This is a genomic window from Halobacillus sp. ABD4_316, assembly GCF_056161385.1.
The window spans coordinates 78704-99646 of record NZ_JBSWZA010000004.1; the positions used below are offsets into that span (position 1 = coordinate 78704).

Consider the following 20943-nt stretch of genomic DNA (forward strand, 5'->3'; position numbering starts at 1 on the left):
TTTATTTTTGTGAAAGAAGTGGACCAATTATGTACGAATGCGGACTTTGTAACGGGTGGGGAGAAACGCAGCGCGCCTGCCCGAGGTGTGAGGGTAGGATGAAGGATCGGGGAAGGGTGACTGATTTTCTTGATGAATACAGCCCTTATCTGGATCTTACCTATACCGACCTTGTTGATGGTGAGATCGATTCCTCCATTCAGGACGAATGTGTTCACCTTTTTGTGTGTGAAGCCTGTGGTCTGCAGGATATTCAGACAACATAGGCTGTTTCAGATACGATACAGCCCGGGCGGTGATTTATTCCAGACACTGCCCGGGTTTTACCGTTTTTGGAGGCATTCAGAAACATGCAGTTCCCCTAAAAAAACAAGCAGCCCTGGATAGGGCTGCTTTGTTATGATCAGCGGATACGGCTTTCTGTATCCTTATCAAAGAAGTGGACTTTGTTCATATCAATCGCCAAGGTAATTTGGTCTCCACCGTTGATATCGGAACGGGAATCGACACGGGCGATGAATTCCTGGTCATTCAATTTGGAATACAGGTAGGATTCGGAGCCCATCAGCTCAGCTACTTCAATGTCGGCCGTAATTTTCTTGTCCTGGTTGGCATCGATAAAGAGCGGCTCATCGTGCATATCTTCCGGACGCACACCGAGGATAATTTCCTTTCCGATGTAGCTCTGTTCTCTGAGCGGCTTCATTTTTCCTTCCGGTACGGCAATTTTGATTTCTCCGAGTTCAATGTGACCATCAGCCAGTGTGCCATGGAGGAAGTTCATAGCCGGGGACCCGATGAAGCCGCCGACAAACACATTCTCAGGCTTATCATAGACATCCTTCGGCTCACCCACCTGCTGGATGATTCCATCTTTCATAACGACAAGACGGGTGGCCATCGTCATCGCTTCGGTCTGGTCGTGGGTAACGTAGACGGTCGTTGTCTGCAGACGCTGGTGCAGTTTCTGGATTTCAGCGCGCATCTGGACACGAAGCTTGGCATCCAGGTTGGATAAAGGCTCATCCATCAGGAAGACTTTTGCGTCACGGACGATGGCACGCCCGAGGGCTACACGCTGTCTCTGTCCACCTGACAGCGCTTTTGGTTTACGGTCCAGTAAAGCCTCCAATCCAAGGATCTGAGCGGCGTTCTTGACGCGGCGTTCAATTTCCGACTTATCCATCTTGCGGAGTTTCAAACCGAAGGCCATGTTGTCATACACGTTCATGTGCGGATACAAGGCATAGTTCTGGAATACCATGGCAATGTCACGGTCTTTTGGTGCTACATCGTTCATGCGCTTGTCATCAATCATGAAGTCTCCGCCGGTGATCTCTTCAAGCCCTGCAATCATACGGAGTGTTGTCGATTTACCACAACCGGACGGACCTACAAAAACAATGAATTCCTTGTCATTGATATGAAGGTTGAAATCGTCGACGGCTTTCACATTTTTATCATACACTTTATCAATATTGTTCAGTTTAAGTTCTGCCATTGGAAACTCCCCCTGTTTTTGAAATCGCTTTCTTAACTGATTTCAGTGTACCGAAGTTTCTGAAAACGGTAAATGGACAAAGTGCACAAACTCACCATCGTGAGCTTTGTGCACTCTGTCGAATTACAACTGTAGATGTAAAAGAGCAAGATAGGTGATGACCGCCCCTTTGAAATCCTTAATATCCAAATCCGTTTTTTCGATGAACTTATCGACACGATACTGCAGGCTGTTCCGGTGCATATACAGCTTTTTAGCAGCAAGGGACGTGTTGGATCCGGTTTCAAGGAAAACCTTGATGGTCTGAAGCAGTTCCTTATCTTCCAGTACCTCGTGGAAGATCGACTGCTCCACCTGATGCCAATAGGCTTCAGGAAGGTAGTCGATGTAGAAATAGGGAATAATATCCTTGTAGGAAACGACAGCGGGCATGTGGTATCGATCTGCCAGATCGGCTCCGCTCAGCGACCATTTCAAAATAGAAGGGGCTTCTTTTAAGTCAGAACTGAAATGGCTTGTGAAAAAACGTATATTTGTGTAGAAGTCACTCATGAGAACATCCGGAATCCCTTCGAATGTCAGGACCTCCTGCCCGCTCGAGAAGATTTCCTCCACCATGTATCCCGACTGGTCCGACTGCCAGAGCAGGGGCACGCGTTCCGGAAATAGAGACTGGAGCGCTTCTTTTATCGTGCTTTTTTCAGTGCCGGAGTCATCAAATGTAAACAGGATGAAGCGGTACGACTGCGGCCAGGAAATGCCTTCATACTGGCTGCCGGTGGAAGTGAGTTCCTTCCATGCCGTTTCCCTTTCTGTCTCGGTCATGGTATCTTTCTCAAAAGGAGTAAGGAAGATGGATAACAGCTCCGCTTCCTGGTTATTCCTTTCGCCCTTAGGGATGGCAATGAGTTCTTTTTCCGGCGTCAGATAATAGTCCCACTGGTCTGAATCGCCGGCTTCTGCTTCGGTGATCACCCTCATAGAGGGGTAGATCTGCTGGAGTTGATGAATGACAGACATGAATCTCTTCCTTTTTACTAGGATATTTACTATTATAGTAATACAATGTAGAAATCCGCAAAGTCAATTGATCCCTATACATGATAAGTCGGAGGGAGAGGAGGAATCGGAGTGGAACACGTAAAAGAACAGAGTTTCTATGGACAAGAAACGAAAAACCGGTTGAAACGCATTGAAGGGCAGGTGCGCGGTGTCCTTAAAATGATGGATGAGGAAAAAGACTGTAAAGATGTCATCACCCAGCTGTCTGCGGCACGTTCAGCGATGGACCGGGCGATTGGTTATATTGTAGCGAAAAACCTTGAGGAATGTATACGCGTTGCTCACGAAGAGGGAGAATCCGCTGAAGATTTAATCAATGAAGCTGTACAGATGATTGTGAAAAGCCGCTGAAATGAAGCTGTCTCTGATGGATGAGGGTCCATCAGAGACAGCTTTATTATTTTTCTGCAAGGTCATTTTTCCGATTTTCCTGAACCGGAATTTCATGGGCTTCCCCGATCTGCTCCCGCCCGTATACCGGCGCTACGGTGCCGCCCGCCATTCCTTCATTAATCATGCGGTCAACATCCACTTCAAACTGGTCTTTTCCTTCGGGTGCCTTCTTTTTTTCCTCCTTCATTCTGGTCACCTCCTTCCTTATAGGGTGGCCCGTTTGAAGGGGAATCATGAGAGTGGATATTTTTCATTCCTCTCGTTTGGCACACGCCGCATTTTTCCATTATACTTGGTACACTACGATAGAAAGAGGTTGTACGATGCATCCAATACTTCTGATTCTTTTAATGATGGGGATCGGTGCCTTGATTGGTGGAGTAACGAACTCTCTCGCGATTAAGATGCTTTTCCGCCCTTACCGTGCGATATATATCGGGAAGTTCCGCGTTCCATTTACGCCGGGGCTTATACCTAAACGACAGAATGAATTAGCACAACAGCTCGGGAAAATGGTCGTGAATCATCTTCTTACACCCGAGGGTATCCGCCGCAAATTGACTGAACCTGCTCTGGTGAGCCAGATGACCTCCTTGGCTGAACAAGAGGCGTTGAAATGGATGCAGCAGGATAAATCCGTCCAATCCCTGCTGAAGGATTTCCAAATCGATGTGGCTTCAGAGGAAATTCGATTGAATACGGCTTCTTGGATCGAAGAACGGTACCATATGCTGATGGATGGATACAGGCAGCAGGAAATCAGAGAGCTGCTGACTCCGGAATGGACATCGAAGGTGGATCATGGCGTTGACCAGGCCGCTGAGCACATTCAAAAAAGTATCGAGAATTATTTCCGGAGTACAGAGGGAAAAGAGAAAGTTTCCGCCCTCATTAATAATTATCTGGACAATCAAGGGTTTCTCGGTAATATGATTTCCTCTTTCTTAGGGCCGGACGGGCTGACTGAACGTCTGTATCCGATTCTCCTGAAATATGTGTCCGACAGTGAAATGAATGAATGGTTGAAAACGATGCTTCATGCAGAAAAAGAGAAATGGCTCGACATGCCCCTGGAATCCGTGGAAGAACGAATCGGTTCTGATGAAATCGGGCGTCTGATCGGGCAGACGACGGCGGAGGCTCTTCCTGTTGAGCAATGGATGGAGCGTTCGATTGCAGACTGGACCGCTCCTATTCAGGAGAAGGTGACCAAACAATGGATTCCGGTCCTCATTAGGAAATCCATCGATGTCATCTCCGGCAAAGTGGAAGGGATGATCCAATCCGTTCGACTGGAGGAAGTCGTCAAGGAAGAGGTAGAGGCTTTCCAGGTGGATCGTCTGGAGGAGATGGTCCTTGGCATTTCAAGAAGGGAATTCAAGATGATCACATATCTCGGAGCTCTTCTTGGAGGACTGATCGGTCTGCTGCAGGCCGCTCTCGTCATGGTGATCGGATAAGACCCTATTCCTATACAGACTTCAGTGAGTCTGTTATAGTGGGGTAGGAATGTTAGAAGTACGAAATTACAGGAGGGCTTATTTTATGGCAAACCTATACGATTACGCTTATGATTTGGAAAAAGCGATCCGCAACAGTGAAGAATTCACAAGCTTGAAAGAAGCTTATGAAGCGGTTATGAATGACGAAGCAGCGAAAACAATGTTTGATGATTTCCGTCAGACACAAATGACGCTTCAACAAAAACAGATGCAGGGAGAGGAAATCTCCGAAGAAGAAGTGGAGCAGGCTCGTAAAGTCGTAGAACTTGTACAGCAGCACCCACAGATTTCCAAGCTGATGGAAGAAGAACAGCGTTTGAACACTGTTATCAACGATATCAGCCGTATTATTACAAAACCGCTGGAAGAGCTTTACGGTAATCCGGAAGAGCCACAGCAGTAATGCAGTTGACCGCCGTTTCTACGGTGGTCCGAGTCTGCAGAGAACCTTGTGTTCTCTGCAGACTCTTTTTTTATGCCTGGAAACGCAGCGGCCCTTCTCATTCAGCAGGAGTCTGTCTTTGTGTCTTTTCTGCATGATGGATGGAATGTTGTCGACCTTTGCAGGAGAAAAGAGACACGCCGGCGAAATGTAACGAATAGAAGACATTTTTGAATCCAGGGGGAGAAGAATGGGCCACTTTAGGGTTGAAGAAAAGGATAATGTTGTGCACATTACGTTGGACCGCGGAGAAAAGTACAATGCGCTCGGGACGGAGCAGTTAGCTGAATTTGCTTACGTTCTCGATCAGGTGCAGCATTCAAAGGCTCAGGTTGTGGTTTTGTCGGGAAGTGGAGACGGCTTTTGCGCCGGCGGGGATCTTACAATGATGAAGGAAGCCGCCGACCGTGACGTGTACGACCAGGTGATGGATGACATTGAATATATCGTGAAGTCTTTTTATACGATGCCTAAGGTTGTGATCGCTGCTGTTCACGGGCCTGTCGTCGGGCTCGGACTCAGTATTGCTTTATCGGCTGATTATGTAATGGCGGAAGCAGGGGCGCAGTTGTCCATGAACTTCATCGGCATCGGACTTGCTCCGGACGGGGGCGGCCACTTCTGGCTCCAGGAACGTCTGGGTACCCATCAGGCCAAGCATTTTACTTGGAAGGGGGAGCGGATGTCGGCTGCGGAAGCTTATGAATACAAGCTGATTGACCAGGTTGTTGAAGGATCGGTCCAGCAGAAAGCTGGAGACCTTGCAGATTATTGGAGCCGCCGCCCGCTCCGATCGATGATTGCGACGAAGGAGATCTATCATAAATATGGCTTGGAAAAGCTCCAGACCTATTTGACAGAGGAAAGGGAAACCCAATGGATGCTGAGGCACACAGATGATCACCTCGAAGGTGTTCAGGCTTTTATGGAGAAGAGGAAGCCTGTATTTCACGGAAAATAATGAAGAGCCGCGCCGTTAAGCGCGGCTCTTTTCAGCGGTGGAAAAGAACCAGCCGTCCATCAGGCGACACGCAGCGGTGGGTAAACTCACTGTATCCATGCTCCGTCAGTTTGGCTGTCCCTATTTTTTTTGCTTCCTCATCATGTTCAGCTTCAAAGTTCTCATCAAGCACATTTGTCCCGTCTTGTTCGAATACGGTTAAGTAGTAGCGTTTCATGGATGTCCCCCTCGAATGAATAGTTGTTCATTTATTTACATTTGTCATGAGAAAGCGAAATTCCTGCAAAAAGCTTCAAGTTTCTTCATTTTTATTTGTGGAAAAATTGAAACTCCCGGGCGGACAAGCCCGTAAGATAAACAGAAAGGGGAGGTTATCGGTATGACTTTGAGGTTGGAGAATGTTACAAAGACGTTCGGTTCGTTCACGGCAGTGGATCATTTATCCATCGAGATACCTGAACAGCAGATTTTCGGTTTTCTTGGAGCCAACGGAGCGGGCAAAACGACGACGTTCCGTATGATCCTCGGGCTGCTGGATCAGACAGAAGGAGAGATATCGTGGAATCGGGGGAAAATCGGCTATGGGGAGAGCCATTTGATTGGTTATCTTCCTGAAGAGCGGGGGTTGTACCCGAAGTTGAAAGTGAAAGAGCAGCTTGTGTACCTGGCTAAACTGCGCGGGATGTCCAAAAAGGAGGCAGTGGAGGAAATCGACCACTGGCTGGAACGATTTAAAGTGCCGGAGTATAAGCAGAAAAAAGTAGAGGAGTTGTCCAAAGGGAATCAGCAGAAAATTCAATTCATATCGGCTGTTCTGCATAAGCCGGAGCTGCTTATTCTGGATGAGCCGTTTTCCGGACTGGATCCGGTCAATGTAGAAATGTTGAAAGAGGCTGTTGTGGAATTGAAGGAAGCTGGCACATCCATTGTGTTTTCATCCCACCGTATGGAGCATGTGGAGGAATTGTGTGAAAGTCTTTGTATCCTTCATCATGGATCCCCCGTCGTTCACGGCAGGTTGAAGGAAATCAAACGATCGTTCGGTAAGAAAAACATCCGCATTCATGCAGATTTTGATACCTCATATTTACAGTCGTTCAAGGGTGTGACCAAATATAAGCCGCTTGCAGAAGGATGCGAGCTTCAAATTACTGCGGAAGAAGCAGCTGCGGGTATTTTTGAATCCCTTCATGGAAAAGGCTTTGTCCGCACCTTTGATTTGGAAGAACCGACACTGAATGATATTTTCATTGAAAAGGCAGGGGCTTCCTATGAATAAGTTCTTCATTATGATGGGCCATACATATAAAAATAGAGTGAAATCCAAATCTTTTGTGATTACGACGCTCATTATGCTCGTGTTTATTTTCGCTGTATCCAACCTTCAATCCATCATTGAACAGTTCAGTGGGGACGAAGATGAAAACCGTATTGCCGTTCTTTCCGAAAGTGCAGCTTGGGCGTCGGCTTTTGAAAGAAGTCTCGCTTCCAGTGAGTCAGCAGCCGCTGAAACCTATGAAGGGACGCTGGAAGAGGCAAAGCAGGAAGTAGAAGAAGGCAGTTATGAGGCTGTCGTTCACATCCGGCAAGGGGCAGATCAGCTCCCGGAAGCGACGTACTTTGCCAATCAGATTGCGAATATAGAAGCAAGTGAGCCTGTCCGTCAGGCCCTGCAGCAGGTGAAAATCGAGCAGGTGACCGAAGAAGCAGACGTGGCGCCGGAAACCCTGCAGCAGATATCAGCTCCGGTATCGTTTGAACTGGAAGCCCTGGAGGAACGGGCGAAATCCGCGGAAGAACTCAATCAGACGCGCGGAATCGTATATATCATGTTGTTCTTTATGTACTTTGCTGTCATTATGTACGGCCAGATGATTTCTACGGAAGTGGCTACGGAGAAATCCAGCCGGGTGATGGAAATCTTAATTTCCAGTGTGTCTCCGGTTTCCCAGATGTTCGCTAAAATCATCGGTATCGCTCTCGTGGGCTTAACCCAGTTTGCCATTTTCCTGACCGCCGGATATTTCAGTATTCAGCAGACGATAGAGTCGGGGAGCGCTTCATTTATTGATGGGCTGGGGCTGACCACGATTCAGCCTGCCACCATCATTTATGCGGTCGTATTCTTCCTGCTGGGATACCTATTGTTTGCCACCCTTGCAGCAACGCTCGGGTCTCTCGTCAGCCGTCTGGAGGATGCCCAGCAGATGACTGCTCCTATGATCATGCTTATCGTGGCTGCCTTTATGATTGCGATGTTCGGTCTGGCCTCGCCGGATTCGACTTTCATTACCATCAGCTCGTATTTCCCGTTTTTCACCCCGTTGATTATGTTCCTGAGAGTCGGGATGCTCGACGTCCCCGTATGGGAGGTCTCCCTTTCCTTAGGCGTGCTGATCGGTTCGATTGCGCTGCTCGGATGGATAGGGGCAAGAATTTACAGAGGAGGCGTTCTCCTTTACGGAAAATCATCATCTTTGAAGGATCTTAAAGCAGCCCTCCAACTATCGAAAAAAGAAAAGTCATCCTGAACGTTTCCGCCCTCCCCGGGGCGGTCTTTTTTTGCGCAGAAGCCCTGGAAGCGAACGTGCATTCGTGGGTGTGCTTTGGTAAAATAAAAGAAAAAGATGGAGTGAAGGAGCGGAAGCTATGCGGAATGGAATCACATTTGTCCATAGTGCAGATCTGCATATGGACAGCCTGTTTAAGACGAAAGGCCATCTCCCTGAGGAACTGCTCGAACGGCTGCGGGCGGGAACCTTTGAAGCCTTTGACCGCCTTATTCAAGTATGTATAAAAGAAGAGGCGGATTTCCTGTTGATTGCCGGGGATGTCTATCATGAGGAACTGCGCAGCCTGAAGGCACAGGTCCATGTGCGCCGGGGATTTGAGAAGCTGCAGAAGCACGGGATCAATGTATACGTCAGCTTTGGAAACCATGACTTTACGTCAGGAACGGAGCACGCGGTTTCCTTTCCCGAAAATGTATTCCTATTCGAGAGCGAGCGTGTCCAGGAGTTTCCCTTTTATAAGCAGGGGGAGCTTCTGGCGCATATTTATGGCTTTTCTTACGAGACAAGGGTGGTCAAGGAGCACAAAGCGCAGGAGTTTCAAAAGACGGGACACCCTCCGTATCACATTGCTATGCTTCATGGAAGTCTGGAATCGAATACGGATCACGATGTTTATGCTCCCTTCACATTGGAGGAATTGAAGCGTACGGGGATGGATTACTGGGCGCTCGGCCATATCCATAAACGGGAAATTTTATCTGCAGACCCGCTGATTATCTATCCGGGAAATACACAGGGCAGGTCTCAGAAAGAACAGGGGTCGAAAGGGTGTTACGTCATCGAAGAACAGGAGGGGGAATGGGAGTACAGGTTTCAGCCTCTGCACAGCTTTGTGTATGAAAGTGTTACCGTTCCTGTTCCATCCCTGGAAAGCCCGAATGAATTGGAGCGCGTATTAGAGAGTGCGAAGCATCACGTTGCGGAAAGCGGCGACTCTGTCATGCTCTCTGTGACGATTGAAGGCAGCGGGCGTCAGTGGAAGCGCTGGTGGTCCTCGGGGGTAATGGATGAATGGAAGGATATCGTTAACGAAAATGAAGACGTTATCGAAGACGGCTGGGTGTGGATTGAAGATGTGCGTCTGGATGAAAGGGTAAGCTGGACTGAAGAAGATCTTCATGGTCCTCATTTCACGGGAGAGTTCTTGAAGAAAATGAATGAAGCAGACGCCGAAGCCTTGGATTCGTGGCTCGCTCCATTGTACGGTCACAGGAAGATGTCGCGGTTCGTTCCTTCCCTTAATGAAAAGGAGCAGGCGGAAGTGCTGGAGAAAGCAAAAGCAGCGGCAGTAAACCAATTAATAGGAAGCGGGGATGACGGCTTTGATCATACATAACCTATATATTCATGGCTTTGGAAAATGGAGCGGGTTCTCCCTATCCTTCGCTGAGGACCGTCCGAACATCATTACAGGAAGGAATGAAGCAGGGAAATCCACCCTTTATCATTTCTTTTTATACATGTTTTTCGGTCTGCCGCCTAAGCAGAGGGAAGCATATAAGCCTAAACAAGGCGGGGGGCTTGGAGGTACCATCACGGTAGAGACGGCAGAAGCTGAAGTCGTGACAGTCGAACGATTTCATGACCGGCATAAAGGACAGGCGGTCTGCCGCAGCTCTCTTGGAGTAGAGTATGGAGAAGAATGGCTGAGGGAACAGTTGAATGGTCTGGACCGGGAGAGCTTTGAAGCGATCTTCAGTTTCAATGCGGACGACCTCCGCCATTTGGAAACGCTGTCTGCTGAAAGTCTTGGTGAAACCTTGCTGGATATCGGTCTCACCGGATCGGATCGGATCAGCCGCACAGAAAGATGGCTGGAAAAGAAAGTGGAGGAGCGGTTCAAACCCCAGGGCAGAAAACCCGTAATCAATGAACAGCTTCATAAAGTGGAAGACCTTTATAAAAAGAAACGATCACTCGAAAAAGAGGAGCAGGACTACCTTCATCTGCTTGAGGAAAAGCAGCAGGCGATGGAGGAAATCGAAGCCTCTGGAATGGCCTGGAGGGAGAAAACGAATGCCCTCTACCGGACGGAACAATTATTGAAAGCCAGACCGGCACTTGTGAACTATCATCAAGGGCTGGAAGAACTTCAACGCCGGGCGTTCATTGTTTTTCCTGATGGGGGAATGGAAAGATACAGGCAGCTCAAGGAAAAAATCCTCCCCCTTCAATCAGAAAAGAAGCTCCTCACTTCGGATGTCGAAGCCGGAAAGGAAAAGCTGAAGGCTTTGTCATCCGCTTACCAGCCTCAACGACTTGAGGAAGCAGCAATGCTTTTGAAGCAACGCCCCGAATCAGAAAAGATCGATTATGAGAAAGATCGGCTGCATAAGGAATCAGAGCGCAGGCAGGAAGAGCTGTCCAAGGAAGTCCAGGCGCTGGATATTCCATTGACCGTTGCCGATCTTGATGATTACACATTTCCCTTTTATATAGAAGAAACGTGGAGAGAATTGAAAAACGAAGAGCAGACATTGGTTCAGGAAAGGGCCTATATTCATGATCAAAGCATGGATCTGGAGCGGGAGTTTCAGTATGTAGAGACGAAGAAAGCTGAATTGGAAGAAGAGATGATCGGTGAAGACGAAGCGGCTGCTCTTCAATCCAAAGTTCAGGAATCTTCAGAAACGGCTGCGGCCAACCGAGCCACAAGGAACAGTGGAAAAGCCGGCAGGAGACGTCCGAACAGGTCTGTTCTTTTTGTTGGAGCCGCCACTGTCCTATCAGGCGGGGCAGCGGTCTTTATAGGCGGCGGGAGTGTTGTTTGGCTGCTGCTTGGAGTGATGTTGTCCATCGGTCTCAGTTTCTATGCTTCCCGCCTTCCACAGAGTGTCCATCCTCAAATCCCGGATAGCAGAGAAGAAGAAGTGGAAAGAGCACGGGAGGAGCTGAGGAAATATGAAACAAGAAGAACGGAATGGAAGCATGTTCATGATCAGTGGAAGCAGCTGAATCATGAAGACATCCGTCTTCAGGAAAAAGAAAGTCTTGCCGCGCAGCGCCGGCGCCGCTTGGAAGCTCAAGTGACAGAGCAGCGAAGCCTTTATCCGTTTCTAACCGGACTTGATGTGAAACACTGGGAGAAGTTATTTCATAAAGTCGTTCAACTTCGTGAAAAGCGAGTGGAATACCTTCAGGCAGTGAATCGGATAGAGGAACTGGAAAGGGAACAGGACAGAATGATTGAGCAATTGAAAACGTTTCACAGACGTTTAGATTGGGAAATAATAGATCATACTGTCCGTACAGGCTGGAACGAATTGAGCGGCTGGGTCAAAAAGCAGGAACAGTTGGAAAGGGATGTCCATCAACAAAAAGAAGCGTTGGAAGCGTTGGAACACCGTCTTAAAAAAATCACGTATCAGCTGCAAGGTTATCTTGAAGAATGCCATCAGCTTTTTGAAGAGTGTGGGGTCGAGAGCGAACAAGACTTCTATAAAAAGGCGGAAGAGGCAGAAACCGTAAGGAAACTTCAGGAGAACGTCGCCGGGCATCAGTTTCAAATCGAAGGGTTGTTGTCTGAAGAAGATCAGATATATGCGGATGTATGGAATCAAGTTCCGGAGGAAAGCCGGCTGCTGACCGAAATCCGAGAGTTCAAACGGGATATTGAGCAGCTGGAAACGCAGCAGTCCGATGCGCGGCAGCATCTTGCGGATATCCACAGCCGGCTCGATCAGATGGAGAATTCTGATGAGCGTTCAGCTCTGACCCACCACTATCAGGCGGAGAAAGAGAAGCTGAAGGAGCTGGCAAAGGAATGGGCCGGCTATCAGACTGCCCTCCAGGCCTTAAAGGAAACCAAACAGTCCTACCAATCCACCTACCTTCCTGCTGTACTGGCATCGGCTGAGGACTATTTCCGGGTGTTGACCGACCGCCGCTATGAAAGCATAGCGGCTGATGATTCTGAACGGGGGATCACCGTGCTCAATTCAGAAGGAATGCTTTTTGCCCCTGGAGAATTATCGAAGGGGACGCGCGATCAGTTGTACATATCGCTGCGTCTGGCTCTGGGGGAAACGATGGCCGGCCAAAGGCCGCTTCCCTTTTTTATGGATGATGCGTTTGTGCATTTCGATGAAAGCCGGCTGCAGAAAATGACTACGATTCTACAGGGCGTATCCACCCGTCACCAGGTGCTGTTTTTCTCCTGGAGAAGTGATCTTCAGCAAGTGTTTACAGACGCAAATATTCAGCAGTTAAAATAAATTGAGGTTTAGGTCGCAATCTCAGGACTTTAATGATAAAATGTTCTAAGATTACATGAGCATTATGCAAATGGAGGGTTTCCATTGCCAGAAACAAATAATAAAGACTGGACGAAATACGAAGAAACAATTGAACAATTCATTCAGGTGATTGCTAAGAATATGAGCCTCTACGGGGTGACTCCTTCGATAGGACGACTGTATGGAGTGTTGTACTTCTCCGAGGAGCCGATGACGCTGGATGACATGCGTGAAGCTCTTGAGATGAGTAAGACGAGTATGTCCACAGGTGTCCGGGCTTTGTCTGATATGAAAATGGTGGAACCTTCCTTTAAAAAAGGAGTTCGGAAAGACTTGTACAAGTCGGAGGAAGACTGGTATAAGTCATTCACTTCCCTTTTCGGGAGCAGGTGGAGACATCATACAGAAACGAACATTGAAGAGGCGGACGAGGCGATTCAGGAACTGGAATCTCTTCAGAACCGCACTTCCGATGAAGAGTTGAAAGAGAAGATCCAGGTGGATATCGACCGTTTAAAATATGCCCAGAACTACTACCGCTGGCTGATGAAATTCATCCATGTCGTTGAATCCGGGGAAATTTTTAAATACGTTCCGAAAATCGATCAGAAGAGTGAATAACATAAAAAAACTGTCCCGGCTTTTCCGAGCATTGAATGGAAAAAGCGCGGGGCAGTTTTTTTGCTGGAGGGGAGCTTGTTCATATTCCGTCATGCTGATACATAAGCTTATGGTAAACAGGGCAGGGAGGAACAGCGTATGCTATTCGGTTTGCCGATCTGGGTATTTCTATGTGTGGCTTTTATATTTTTCAGTGGCTATATGGCTTTCCGGGCTATGAGGGCGGAACATACATTGGAGCAGGAGTTTATTGAACAAGAGGGACAGGTGTATTTGAAGAGGATCGAGCAGGAAAAGCAGCGGCGGGGAAAACGGAGAATGACCTCAAACTAAAAGCCGGGTGAAGGATCACCCGGCTTTTTATTATTCTTCTGTATTCTCTTCTTCCGTGCTTGATTCCTCTTCTGCTGCTTCGTCTTCTTCAGATGCGTCATCAAAAAGACCTTCGAATTGATCATCCTTCACATCAATCTCGGCATCTTTTTCAAGCTGATCCATTTTCTCTTGAAGCTGTGTCTGATCGACCTTCTGGCTCACAAGTGTGCGTCGGATTTCATCTTTCGTATCTTCATAAGACTCGATATCTTCTTTTTCGCGCTTGTCGGTCACTTTAATGATATGGTAGCCGAACTGTGTTTCGACAGGTTCACTGACGCTGTCTTTTTCCAATTCGTAGGCTTTCTCTTCGAATTCAGCGACCATCTGTCCTGGACCAAACCAACCGAGATCTCCGCCGTTTTCAGAGGAGCCGTCTGTGGAGTATTCTTTGGCAAGCTCTCCGAAGTCACCACCGTCATCAAGCTTTTTCTGCACTTCTTGAGCGGTTTCTTCATCTTCGACTAGAATATGGCTTGCTTTTACTTCTGTTTTCATGCGTTCATAGTACTGCTTCATTTCTTCTTCTGTGATTTCGACATCTTCAGCTGCCGCCTTTTCCTGAAGCAGGCTCATGCGGATGGTTTCCTTGAAGGCTTCTTCATCAGAGAAGCCATTCTGTTCAAGGACAGTTTCAAACTGCTCCCCGTACTGGTCTTTCAATGTCTGCAGTTCTTCTTCAACGGCTTCATCGGTCACTTCATAGTTGTTGGAAAGAACTTCTTTCATAACAAGGCTTTGAAGCACTTGATCACCATGCTGGCTTTTCAGTTCCTGATAGAATTCTTCCTTCGTTACTTCTCCATCTTTCGTTTGAACGACGACTTCCGATTCATCCGCGTTTGATGAACAAGCTGAAAGGGTGAAGACGCCTGCCGCCAAGGCAGCAGTAATGGCTACTTTTTTCATGTGCATGACACTCCTAAAACGTTTTGTAATTTTTTCATGACGTAGAGATTAAATAAACAGCCTATGAGTAAATATAACACATTTTCCCTGTCCTATACTATAATGTTCAGCGAAAAAGGGTGGGGGAGCTTCCACCCCCAGTCTTTCCTTATCCGATCGAATATAAAACAGGCCGCTGAAGGGATCAGCGGCCTGGGTCATTATAGTGTATTTAAGACTTCCACATAGGATGAAATGAGTAAAATAGTGATCAGCACATTAATTGTTCGGAATACACGAGTCTGCTTCTCGTTCGACATTTTCGTTTTTAAGCATAAGGAATGTGTGAGTGAGTTAAACACGAATAAAATGACGAGCGCGTACAAGCTGAAACCAAATGCCATGTTGATGAACCTCCTTTATTCCCTATGAAACTACTCTATCAAAGTTTAACTGGATTGAACAGGAAAACCCCGTTCCAGGCCATAAAAAAACAGCGCTCCACTGAACGCTGTTTTTGATTTTATGCTTTCGGCTGATGAATGAGAATATCGTAGCCGTCTTTCGCATTTTCAATGATGCATTTCCTCGGTGCTTTCGCGAAATGGCTGACATAAAGAAAATCTGAAAAGGACAGCCCGATATTCACAGAGGCAAACAGCACCAGATAGGCGAAGTAATTCGGGAAGACGTAACTCATGACTAGTGTTGGAACAGTAATCAAAAAAGTCGGTGCCAGTGCCATCGTCATGGACATCGGTTTGGACAGCCTCGTCTTGCATTGATACGAGAACGTCGGTACGCAGCGTTTCCTGAATTTAAAGTGAACCCGCAGTCGTTTATAGCTGAGCATCAAAGGCAGCATATGCATGAGCCTATGAATGGACGGCAGAAAGAATAGAATGACCAGCAGCGGTATAAAACCGTGATCGTTCATATCATGCGTCGCATGGATCATGGAAAACGGCAGGTAAAGAATTAAAAAGGACAATAGTCCGGTGAGAATAGACATGATATAAACACGGTTTAATCCGAATTCTTTATTGATGTTCACTGATTTCCAGCAGTTCATCATAAGAATCCCCCCTTACTACAAAAAATGCTGTGATTTTATTATGATTATCGATATGATAGGAGTACGTTTTCTCTATCGTTTTATTAGCACAAGACGAATAATAGTATGTTTAGAGACAAAAAGCAATAGGTTTTTCGTAAAAAATACCACTGAAGATTTTACTTGATCTCGAAGTGGTCTGAAACCCTGCTGTGACAAGGGTGACAGCGAGAGGGGAGGGAAAAGTATGAAGAATGTGAATCTTTGTGACACTCTTTCTTTTCAACTGAAATTATTGAGCAGCATCAAAGAAATTGACCACTATCCTTTTACAAAATTAGTGATTGAAAAAGATTTAACAGAAATGGAATATGACGAGACGATGCATTTGCTGCAGACGCTCTCTGATCTTTATAAGGAAGAGAAGGAGGAGGGGCTGCTGGATCACTCTTCGTTACTCTTTCATTACGCGGGGATGGTCTGTTGGAAGCTTCCCATTACAGATTCTCTCGAAGCCCTTCATAAAGAAGGGTATTATAAAGACCTGACAGAACTGCTTCTGTCCTATACATAAAAAACCCCTTTCCAATGAAACATCGGAAAGGGGTTTTCAGCATATAAGTCCGGGTTTATAAGGGATAAGCACCAGGGCATTAAGAAGAACGTGACTTCTGCGATTTTTGTTTGTACTTTTCCAAATCCGTCGGCTCGTTGACTAAAGCCTCTTCTTCAATATTTTCAAGAGAACGCTCCAGAATCTCCATATATTCATCGCCGTAAATCTCTTTAATCAAGGCGGATAGATCAAGGAACTCAGGAAGTTTCCCGAACATTTCGGTCATCGGCATCACGCCTTTGAGCACCGAATTGTCGTCCGGCTCGTACTCATTGAGCGTGGATTCCAAAAGGTCGTTTCCTTCAGGAGTCAGTTCCACATAGGTATTCCTTTTGTCATTCTCACGTTTAGAGAATTGGAGGAGTCCGCGTTCTTCCATTTTCTTTGAAAAGTTGAAGGCAGTCGAGACGTGCATCACACCATATTTGGATATTTCAGAAATGCTGGCCCCTTTGAGGTGGTAGGCAATCCATAGAATATGATGCTCATTGATGTTCAACTGAAAAGGTTTGATCCAGTTCTGCCAGTCCTTCTCGATGGCTTTCCAAAGCGCTTTGGACAGTTGTGCCATTTTATGACTATAATAAATGGCTTCTCGCTTTGTGATCTTTTCCTTCACCAATTTCACCTTCTTTAGGTATATTCTTAATTCTATTGTGCCAGACATGGCGGCAATAGGAAAGTTAGAATGTGCTATTCCAATATTCTATTCCCTCTTTATAATAATATAAAACATTCTGTATTTGACAAGGTGTAAATAACAGAAAAATGATAAAAAAATACCAGTAAACGTATGTTTACTGGTGAGAAGCTCAAAATGGGTCCGGATGAAGGCTCTGGAGCGCCTTGGAAAGGCAGGTATGAAAATGGACCATTTCCCTCATGCGTTCCTGAAGAAACGCGGTTTCATCCATTTCATTTTGTTTCACACAGCGCTGCATGTTTTCCTGCACCTGCTCTTCTACAGCCGCTAATTCATTCTCCTGTTCATTCACAGCTGTCTGCCATTTTTGTATGTAGGAAGTCATAAAGGTTTTGTAGAGGTTGGTGGTGGGTGTATATAAATCCTTCCGAACCCCTTTTTTCCACACACGTTCAACCAGTCCTTGATCGGATAAATTCCGGATTCCAGTACTCATGGCCGTCTTGCTTTTTCCCAGCGCGCTGCTCATCTCATCAAGCGTCATTGGTGACGGATGAAGGTAAAGGGTGACAAACAAGCGGGAGTCAGCCATGGATAAACCGAACATCTCCAGGGTTTTAGAAAATTCGTGTATGACTTTCATCTGGATGTCTTCCAGGTTGTGGTGATCATTTCCTCCCATATGCTCCTCCTTTTTACGTTCTACGACTACATTACTATAAATGGTAATCCAAGAAAAATTACGGATCGACAAGCATTTTGTCGAAATTAAACGAAATATGAAGCAAATCACCCTTTAAATTACGTACAGTTTGAACTGTACGTAATTTTTGTACTTATTTTAAAGTAAAGTACGTTTGAACTTTTATTTGCAAATGGGTTACAGTGTATAAGGTAATGAGTTCAAAGTCACAGTTTGAAGATTTTTAGAAAATGAGGTGAAAACGTGCCGGTCATACAAGTAGAGAATTTATCAAAGATTTTTGGTAAAAACGCTAAAAAGGCGACGAAATACTTAGATGAAGGACAAACGAAAGAAGAAATTCTAGAAAAAACCGGAAATACGGTAGGTGTCAACAGAGCCTCCTTTGACGTTGAAGAAGGAGAAATTTTTGTCATTATGGGATTGTCGGGGAGTGGGAAATCCACACTCGTGCGTTTGATCAACCGTCTCATCGAGCCGACGGAAGGCAGTGTGCTCATTGATGGAGAGGATTTAGCGAAGATGGACAGCCGTTCCCTTCGAGAGGTCAGACGTCAGAAGCTAAGCATGGTCTTCCAGAAATTTGGGTTATTCCCACATCGGACCGTACTTGAAAATACAGAGTTCGGCCTTGAAGTCCAAGGCATTGATAAATCGGAAAGAAAGAAAAAAGCCGAGGAATCTCTTGAACTCGTTGGTCTTGGCGGATACATACACCAGTTCCCGGGTCAGCTTTCCGGGGGAATGCAGCAGAGAGTCGGACTCGCCCGCGCTCTTGCCAATGATCCTGAAGTTCTTTTAATGGATGAAGCTTTTTCTGCTTTGGATCCATTGATTCGTAAGGAAATGCAGGATGAGCTTCTCGATCTGCAGGAAACGATGAAGAAGACGATCTTATTCATTACGCACGATCTCGATGAAGCTTTAAGGATCGGCGACCGTATCGCATTGATGAAGGATGGACGGATTGTTCAAATCGGCACACCGGAAGAAATCCTCGTGAATCCTGCCAACGAATATGTCGAGAAATTCGTAGAGGATGTGGACCGTTCGAAAGTGTTGACCGCTGAAAATATTATGAAACGGCCGGAGACCGTGGATGTGGAGAAGCACGGACCGAGAACCGCTCTGGAAAGAATGCGTAAAGAAGGCCTTTCTACGATTTACGTCACCGACAGCCGGCGGAACCTCCATGGCTATGTCACAGCGGATGATGTTTCAGAGGCAGCCAGGCAGGACGTGAAGGACTTGAAAGGGATTCTGCGTACAGATGTGCCGCAGATTCAGGGTTCCACGCCGATGCAGGAGATTTTCGACATCATCCATGATGCTCCTGTTCCAGTTGCCGTCATAGACGAAGGGAAGCTGAAGGGAATTATCGTACGCGGTGCTGTTATCGCCGCACTTGCAGGAAATGAGGTGAATCTACATGGAATCGATTCCTAAAATTCCAGTAGCCCAGTGGGTGTCGGATGCCACAGAGTTAACGACAGAAACGTTCGGATTTTTATTTGATTTTATAAAAAATGATTTTGGTGACTTTATCGAGATTGTAGCCGAAGACTGGCTGATGGGCATTCCTGTCTGGCTGTTTATCGCCATCGTCGGAGTGCTGGCCTTCTTTGTTTCCGGTAAGAAATTCGGTTTGACGGCTTTTTCTGTGATTGGTCTTTGGTTTATCCATAACCAGGAGCTGTGGGAAGAGTTAATGAATACCTTCACTCTTGTGGTGTTTGCCAGTTTGATCTGTGTTATTGCAGGTATTCCGCTGGGAATCTGGATGTCGAAAAACCGGACCGTGGAAAAGATTTTCACTCCTGTTCTGGACTTTATGCAGACGATGCCGGCTTTCGTATATTTAATACCGGCCGTAGCGTTCTTCAGTATCGGGATGGTCCCGGGTGTATTTGCATCCGTTATATTTGCGACACCGCCGACCGTCCGTTTCACAAACCTGGGAATCAGACAGGTGTCTCACGAACTGATTGAAGCCTCTGACTCCTTTGGTACAACCGGCGTTCAGAAGCTGTTCAAAGTACAGCTGCCGATGGCAAAGAAAACGATTATGGCTGGAATCAACCAGACGGTCATGCTTGCCCTCTCCATGGTGGTTATCGCTTCAATGATCGGAGCCAAAGGTCTTGGGCAGACGGTTATTACCGGATTGCAGCGGGCCGAAGTAGGAACAGGGTTTGTCGCAGGCCTTGGAATTGTCATATTGGCGATTATTATCGACCGTTTTACTCAAAACCTGAATACACAGCGTGGCGAGCAGTAAGGAGAAAAAAGACCATCGTCTTTTTCTAATACACACATTTTTTTAAAGGGGAGAGATTTACATGTGGAACTGGAAGCGTTTAGGTATGGCAGCAGGGGTGTCACTGACATTGATTGCTGCAGGATGTGGCTCATCAGAAGAAGAAGCGTCCGGAAGTGATTCTTCATCAGAAGAGGTCAGTTATGGGGAAGAAATGGATTATGAGATTACCGGAGTCGAAGCGGGTGCCGGTGTTGTCAGTAAAGCACAGACAGCTGTGGAAGAGTATGACAACCTTGAAGGATGGGAAGTGTCTACATCCTCCTCAGGGGCCATGGCAGCAGCACTTGGAGAAGCTTATGAGGACGAAGAGCCGATTGTTGTCACTGGCTGGACACCGCACTGGAAGTTTTCCAAATATGACCTTGAATACTTAGAAGATCCTAAGGGTGTCTTCGGTGAAGAAGAGCAGATTAAGACGATGGTTCGCGAAGGCTTGGAAGAAGACAAGCCGAACGCTTATCAAATCTTGGACCAGTTCAACTGGACAACCGAAGACATGGAATCGGTCATGCTGGATATCAATGAAGGCAGCAGTGAAGAAGAAGCCGCACAAAAATGGATCAAAGAAAATGAAGATCTTGTAGCGGAGTGGACAAAAGGGACGGAAGAAGTCGATGGAACCGAAGTGAAGCTGGTTTATGTGATGTGGGATTCTGAAATTGCCTCTACGCATGTCATTGGAGAAGTGCTGAAGCAGCAAGGATTTGACGTAACGTTGACGTCTCTGGATAACGGACCGATGTGGGAGTCTGTAGCCTCTGGAGAAGCTTCCGGAATGGTCGCAGCGTGGCTGCCGGTCACTCACGGAAGTCAGTATGAAAAACACGAGGACAGCATTGTGGACCTTGGTGCCAACTTGGAAGGGGCTAAAATCGGCCTTGTCGTTCCAGCCTATATGGATGTTGATTCTATTGAGGATCTGAAAGCGGCGGAATAACAGCTGAAACGCATCATTGAAAACCCGTGCAGGAATCGAGACATGTTGATCCCTGCACGGGTTTTTAGCAGGGTATACACCCTGTTTATTAACTTTAAAGCGTACAAAAGCCCCCGT

General features: G+C 46.7%; 24 protein-coding genes. 15 read left to right on the plus strand and 9 right to left on the minus strand.

Annotated elements, in window-relative coordinates; all coding sequences use genetic code 11:
* Positions 1–98: 98 nt before the first annotated feature.
* Positions 99–266 (plus strand): hypothetical protein, encoded by a 168-nt coding sequence (locus ACXAJH_RS15525; protein ID WP_474967781.1) that lies wholly within the window; start codon positions 99–101, stop codon positions 264–266.
* A gap of 137 nt (positions 267–403) precedes the next feature.
* Here the strand turns inward: ACXAJH_RS15525 and ACXAJH_RS15530 are convergent, their stop codons facing one another.
* A complete protein-coding gene (locus tag ACXAJH_RS15530) occupies positions 404–1501 on the minus strand; it encodes an ABC transporter ATP-binding protein (protein WP_474967782.1) in 1098 nt (365 codons plus the stop codon).
* A gap of 123 nt (positions 1502–1624) precedes the next feature.
* Complete coding sequence (locus ACXAJH_RS15535; RefSeq protein WP_474971877.1) at positions 1625–2521, minus strand: PucR family transcriptional regulator; 897 nt, start codon at positions 2519–2521, stop codon at positions 1625–1627.
* Positions 2522–2632: 111 nt separating this feature from the next.
* On the opposite strand from ACXAJH_RS15535, the gene ACXAJH_RS15540 reads away from it, so the two are divergent.
* The gene (locus ACXAJH_RS15540; RefSeq protein WP_027956555.1) at positions 2633–2914 is read left to right on the plus strand and encodes a metal-sensitive transcriptional regulator; all 282 of its coding nucleotides are present in this window, start codon (positions 2633–2635) and stop codon (positions 2912–2914) included.
* A 46-nt stretch (positions 2915–2960) separates the two neighbouring features.
* On the opposite strand, the gene ACXAJH_RS15545 is transcribed toward ACXAJH_RS15540, so the two are convergent.
* Complete coding sequence (locus ACXAJH_RS15545) at positions 2961–3143, minus strand: hypothetical protein (RefSeq protein WP_474967784.1); 183 nt, start codon at positions 3141–3143, stop codon at positions 2961–2963.
* Between the two features lie 136 nt (positions 3144–3279).
* On the opposite strand from ACXAJH_RS15545, the gene ACXAJH_RS15550 reads away from it, so the two are divergent.
* The 3 genes from ACXAJH_RS15550 to ACXAJH_RS15560 all read left to right on the plus strand — a co-directional run bounded on the left by ACXAJH_RS15550 (position 3280) and on the right by ACXAJH_RS15560 (position 5861).
* Complete coding sequence (locus ACXAJH_RS15550; RefSeq protein WP_474971876.1) at positions 3280–4416, plus strand: DUF445 family protein; 1137 nt, start codon at positions 3280–3282, stop codon at positions 4414–4416.
* Positions 4417–4501: 85 nt separating this feature from the next.
* On the plus strand, positions 4502–4861 hold the full coding sequence (locus ACXAJH_RS15555; RefSeq protein ID WP_160834837.1) for a YlbF/YmcA family competence regulator: 360 nt from the start codon (positions 4502–4504) through the stop codon (positions 4859–4861).
* A 229-nt stretch (positions 4862–5090) separates the two neighbouring features.
* Positions 5091–5861: an enoyl-CoA hydratase gene (locus ACXAJH_RS15560; RefSeq protein ID WP_474967786.1), complete on the plus strand. Its 771-nt coding sequence runs from the start codon at positions 5091–5093 to the stop codon at positions 5859–5861.
* Positions 5862–5892: 31 nt separating this feature from the next.
* Here the strand turns inward: ACXAJH_RS15560 and ACXAJH_RS15565 are convergent, their stop codons facing one another.
* Complete coding sequence (locus ACXAJH_RS15565; RefSeq protein ID WP_474967787.1) at positions 5893–6078, minus strand: YhzD family protein; 186 nt, start codon at positions 6076–6078, stop codon at positions 5893–5895.
* Between the two features lie 162 nt (positions 6079–6240).
* Here ACXAJH_RS15565 and ACXAJH_RS15570 point away from each other — a divergent pair, with 162 nt between their 5' ends.
* The 6 genes from ACXAJH_RS15570 to ACXAJH_RS15595 all read left to right on the plus strand — a co-directional run bounded on the left by ACXAJH_RS15570 (position 6241) and on the right by ACXAJH_RS15595 (position 13623).
* The gene (locus ACXAJH_RS15570) at positions 6241–7140 is read left to right on the plus strand and encodes an ABC transporter ATP-binding protein (RefSeq protein WP_474967788.1); all 900 of its coding nucleotides are present in this window, start codon (positions 6241–6243) and stop codon (positions 7138–7140) included.
* Positions 7133–8392: an ABC transporter permease gene (locus ACXAJH_RS15575; protein ID WP_474971875.1), complete on the plus strand. Its 1260-nt coding sequence runs from the start codon at positions 7133–7135 to the stop codon at positions 8390–8392. The genes ACXAJH_RS15570 and ACXAJH_RS15575 overlap by 8 nt, the downstream gene beginning before the upstream one ends.
* A 118-nt stretch (positions 8393–8510) precedes the next feature.
* The gene (locus tag ACXAJH_RS15580; protein WP_474994508.1) at positions 8511–9770 is read left to right on the plus strand and encodes a metallophosphoesterase family protein; all 1260 of its coding nucleotides are present in this window, start codon (positions 8511–8513) and stop codon (positions 9768–9770) included.
* Positions 9748–12648 (plus strand): AAA family ATPase, encoded by a 2901-nt coding sequence (locus ACXAJH_RS15585; protein WP_474994509.1) that lies wholly within the window; start codon positions 9748–9750, stop codon positions 12646–12648. The genes ACXAJH_RS15580 and ACXAJH_RS15585 overlap by 23 nt, the downstream gene beginning before the upstream one ends.
* Positions 12649–12732: 84 nt before the next feature.
* Positions 12733–13290 carry a GbsR/MarR family transcriptional regulator gene (locus tag ACXAJH_RS15590; RefSeq protein ID WP_027956545.1) on the plus strand — a complete coding sequence of 186 codons (558 nt, stop codon included), beginning with the start codon at positions 12733–12735 and terminating at the stop codon, positions 13288–13290.
* A gap of 138 nt (positions 13291–13428) precedes the next feature.
* The gene (locus ACXAJH_RS15595; protein WP_474967792.1) at positions 13429–13623 is read left to right on the plus strand and encodes a sporulation YhaL family protein; all 195 of its coding nucleotides are present in this window, start codon (positions 13429–13431) and stop codon (positions 13621–13623) included.
* A gap of 30 nt (positions 13624–13653) precedes the next feature.
* Here the strand turns inward: ACXAJH_RS15595 and ACXAJH_RS15600 are convergent, their stop codons facing one another.
* The 3 genes from ACXAJH_RS15600 to ACXAJH_RS15610 all read right to left on the minus strand — a co-directional run bounded on the left by ACXAJH_RS15600 (position 13654) and on the right by ACXAJH_RS15610 (position 15628).
* Positions 13654–14574: a peptidylprolyl isomerase gene (locus ACXAJH_RS15600; protein ID WP_474967793.1), complete on the minus strand. Its 921-nt coding sequence runs from the start codon at positions 14572–14574 to the stop codon at positions 13654–13656.
* 200 nt (positions 14575–14774) lie between these two features.
* Positions 14775–14957 carry a hypothetical protein gene (locus ACXAJH_RS15605; protein ID WP_027956542.1) on the minus strand — a complete coding sequence of 61 codons (183 nt, stop codon included), beginning with the start codon at positions 14955–14957 and terminating at the stop codon, positions 14775–14777.
* Between the two features lie 119 nt (positions 14958–15076).
* On the minus strand, positions 15077–15628 hold the full coding sequence (locus tag ACXAJH_RS15610; RefSeq protein ID WP_474967794.1) for a DUF3267 domain-containing protein: 552 nt from the start codon (positions 15626–15628) through the stop codon (positions 15077–15079).
* A 226-nt stretch (positions 15629–15854) separates the two neighbouring features.
* On the opposite strand from ACXAJH_RS15610, the gene ACXAJH_RS15615 reads away from it, so the two are divergent.
* On the plus strand, positions 15855–16181 hold the full coding sequence (locus ACXAJH_RS15615; RefSeq protein WP_035532700.1) for a DUF1878 family protein: 327 nt from the start codon (positions 15855–15857) through the stop codon (positions 16179–16181).
* Positions 16182–16260: 79 nt separating this feature from the next.
* Here ACXAJH_RS15615 and ACXAJH_RS15620 read toward each other — a convergent pair whose 3' ends face one another.
* Positions 16261–16794 carry an HTH-type transcriptional regulator Hpr gene (locus ACXAJH_RS15620; RefSeq protein WP_474970361.1) on the minus strand — a complete coding sequence of 178 codons (534 nt, stop codon included), beginning with the start codon at positions 16792–16794 and terminating at the stop codon, positions 16261–16263.
* Between the two features lie 241 nt (positions 16795–17035).
* A complete protein-coding gene (locus tag ACXAJH_RS15625) occupies positions 17036–17548 on the minus strand; it encodes a GbsR/MarR family transcriptional regulator (protein ID WP_474994510.1) in 513 nt (170 codons plus the stop codon).
* 264 nt (positions 17549–17812) lie between these two features.
* Here ACXAJH_RS15625 and ACXAJH_RS15630 point away from each other — a divergent pair, with 264 nt between their 5' ends.
* The 3 genes from ACXAJH_RS15630 (at position 17813) to ACXAJH_RS15640 (ending at position 20826) form a co-directional block, all read left to right on the plus strand.
* Positions 17813–19015 (plus strand): quaternary amine ABC transporter ATP-binding protein, encoded by a 1203-nt coding sequence (locus ACXAJH_RS15630; RefSeq protein WP_474967796.1) that lies wholly within the window; start codon positions 17813–17815, stop codon positions 19013–19015.
* Positions 18999–19847: an ABC transporter permease gene (locus ACXAJH_RS15635; protein ID WP_027956537.1), complete on the plus strand. Its 849-nt coding sequence runs from the start codon at positions 18999–19001 to the stop codon at positions 19845–19847. Before ACXAJH_RS15630 ends, ACXAJH_RS15635 begins: the two co-directional genes overlap by 17 nt.
* A gap of 61 nt (positions 19848–19908) precedes the next feature.
* Positions 19909–20826: a glycine betaine ABC transporter substrate-binding protein gene (locus ACXAJH_RS15640; protein WP_474967797.1), complete on the plus strand. Its 918-nt coding sequence runs from the start codon at positions 19909–19911 to the stop codon at positions 20824–20826.
* Positions 20827–20943: the final 117 nt, after the last annotated feature.

What these genes read in the sequence shown, in the direction of transcription:
- ACXAJH_RS15525 (WP_474967781.1), top strand. Translation starts at nt 99, where the DNA reads ATGAAGGATCGGGGAAGGGTGACTGATTTTCTTGATGAATACAGCCCT.
- ACXAJH_RS15530 (WP_474967782.1), bottom strand. Translation starts at nt 1,501, where the DNA reads ATGGCAGAACTTAAACTGAACAATATTGATAAAGTGTATGATAAAAAT.
- ACXAJH_RS15535 (WP_474971877.1), bottom strand. Translation starts at nt 2,521, where the DNA reads ATGTCTGTCATTCATCAACTCCAGCAGATCTACCCCTCTATGAGGGTG.
- ACXAJH_RS15545 (WP_474967784.1), bottom strand. Translation starts at nt 3,143, where the DNA reads ATGAAGGAGGAAAAAAAGAAGGCACCCGAAGGAAAAGACCAGTTTGAA.
- ACXAJH_RS15550 (WP_474971876.1), top strand. Translation starts at nt 3,280, where the DNA reads ATGCATCCAATACTTCTGATTCTTTTAATGATGGGGATCGGTGCCTTG.
- ACXAJH_RS15555 (WP_160834837.1), top strand. Translation starts at nt 4,502, where the DNA reads ATGGCAAACCTATACGATTACGCTTATGATTTGGAAAAAGCGATCCGC.
- ACXAJH_RS15560 (WP_474967786.1), top strand. Translation starts at nt 5,091, where the DNA reads ATGGGCCACTTTAGGGTTGAAGAAAAGGATAATGTTGTGCACATTACG.
- ACXAJH_RS15565 (WP_474967787.1), bottom strand. Translation starts at nt 6,078, where the DNA reads ATGAAACGCTACTACTTAACCGTATTCGAACAAGACGGGACAAATGTG.
- ACXAJH_RS15570 (WP_474967788.1), top strand. Translation starts at nt 6,241, where the DNA reads ATGACTTTGAGGTTGGAGAATGTTACAAAGACGTTCGGTTCGTTCACG.
- ACXAJH_RS15575 (WP_474971875.1), top strand. Translation starts at nt 7,133, where the DNA reads ATGAATAAGTTCTTCATTATGATGGGCCATACATATAAAAATAGAGTG.
- ACXAJH_RS15580 (WP_474994508.1), top strand. Translation starts at nt 8,511, where the DNA reads ATGCGGAATGGAATCACATTTGTCCATAGTGCAGATCTGCATATGGAC.
- ACXAJH_RS15585 (WP_474994509.1), top strand. Translation starts at nt 9,748, where the DNA reads ATGACGGCTTTGATCATACATAACCTATATATTCATGGCTTTGGAAAA.
- ACXAJH_RS15595 (WP_474967792.1), top strand. Translation starts at nt 13,429, where the DNA reads ATGCTATTCGGTTTGCCGATCTGGGTATTTCTATGTGTGGCTTTTATA.
- ACXAJH_RS15600 (WP_474967793.1), bottom strand. Translation starts at nt 14,574, where the DNA reads ATGAAAAAAGTAGCCATTACTGCTGCCTTGGCGGCAGGCGTCTTCACC.
- ACXAJH_RS15605 (WP_027956542.1), bottom strand. Translation starts at nt 14,957, where the DNA reads ATGGCATTTGGTTTCAGCTTGTACGCGCTCGTCATTTTATTCGTGTTT.
- ACXAJH_RS15610 (WP_474967794.1), bottom strand. Translation starts at nt 15,628, where the DNA reads ATGATGAACTGCTGGAAATCAGTGAACATCAATAAAGAATTCGGATTA.
- ACXAJH_RS15615 (WP_035532700.1), top strand. Translation starts at nt 15,855, where the DNA reads ATGAAGAATGTGAATCTTTGTGACACTCTTTCTTTTCAACTGAAATTA.
- ACXAJH_RS15620 (WP_474970361.1), bottom strand. Translation starts at nt 16,794, where the DNA reads ATGGCACAACTGTCCAAAGCGCTTTGGAAAGCCATCGAGAAGGACTGG.
- ACXAJH_RS15625 (WP_474994510.1), bottom strand. Translation starts at nt 17,548, where the DNA reads ATGGGAGGAAATGATCACCACAACCTGGAAGACATCCAGATGAAAGTC.
- ACXAJH_RS15635 (WP_027956537.1), top strand. Translation starts at nt 18,999, where the DNA reads ATGGAATCGATTCCTAAAATTCCAGTAGCCCAGTGGGTGTCGGATGCC.
- ACXAJH_RS15640 (WP_474967797.1), top strand. Translation starts at nt 19,909, where the DNA reads ATGTGGAACTGGAAGCGTTTAGGTATGGCAGCAGGGGTGTCACTGACA.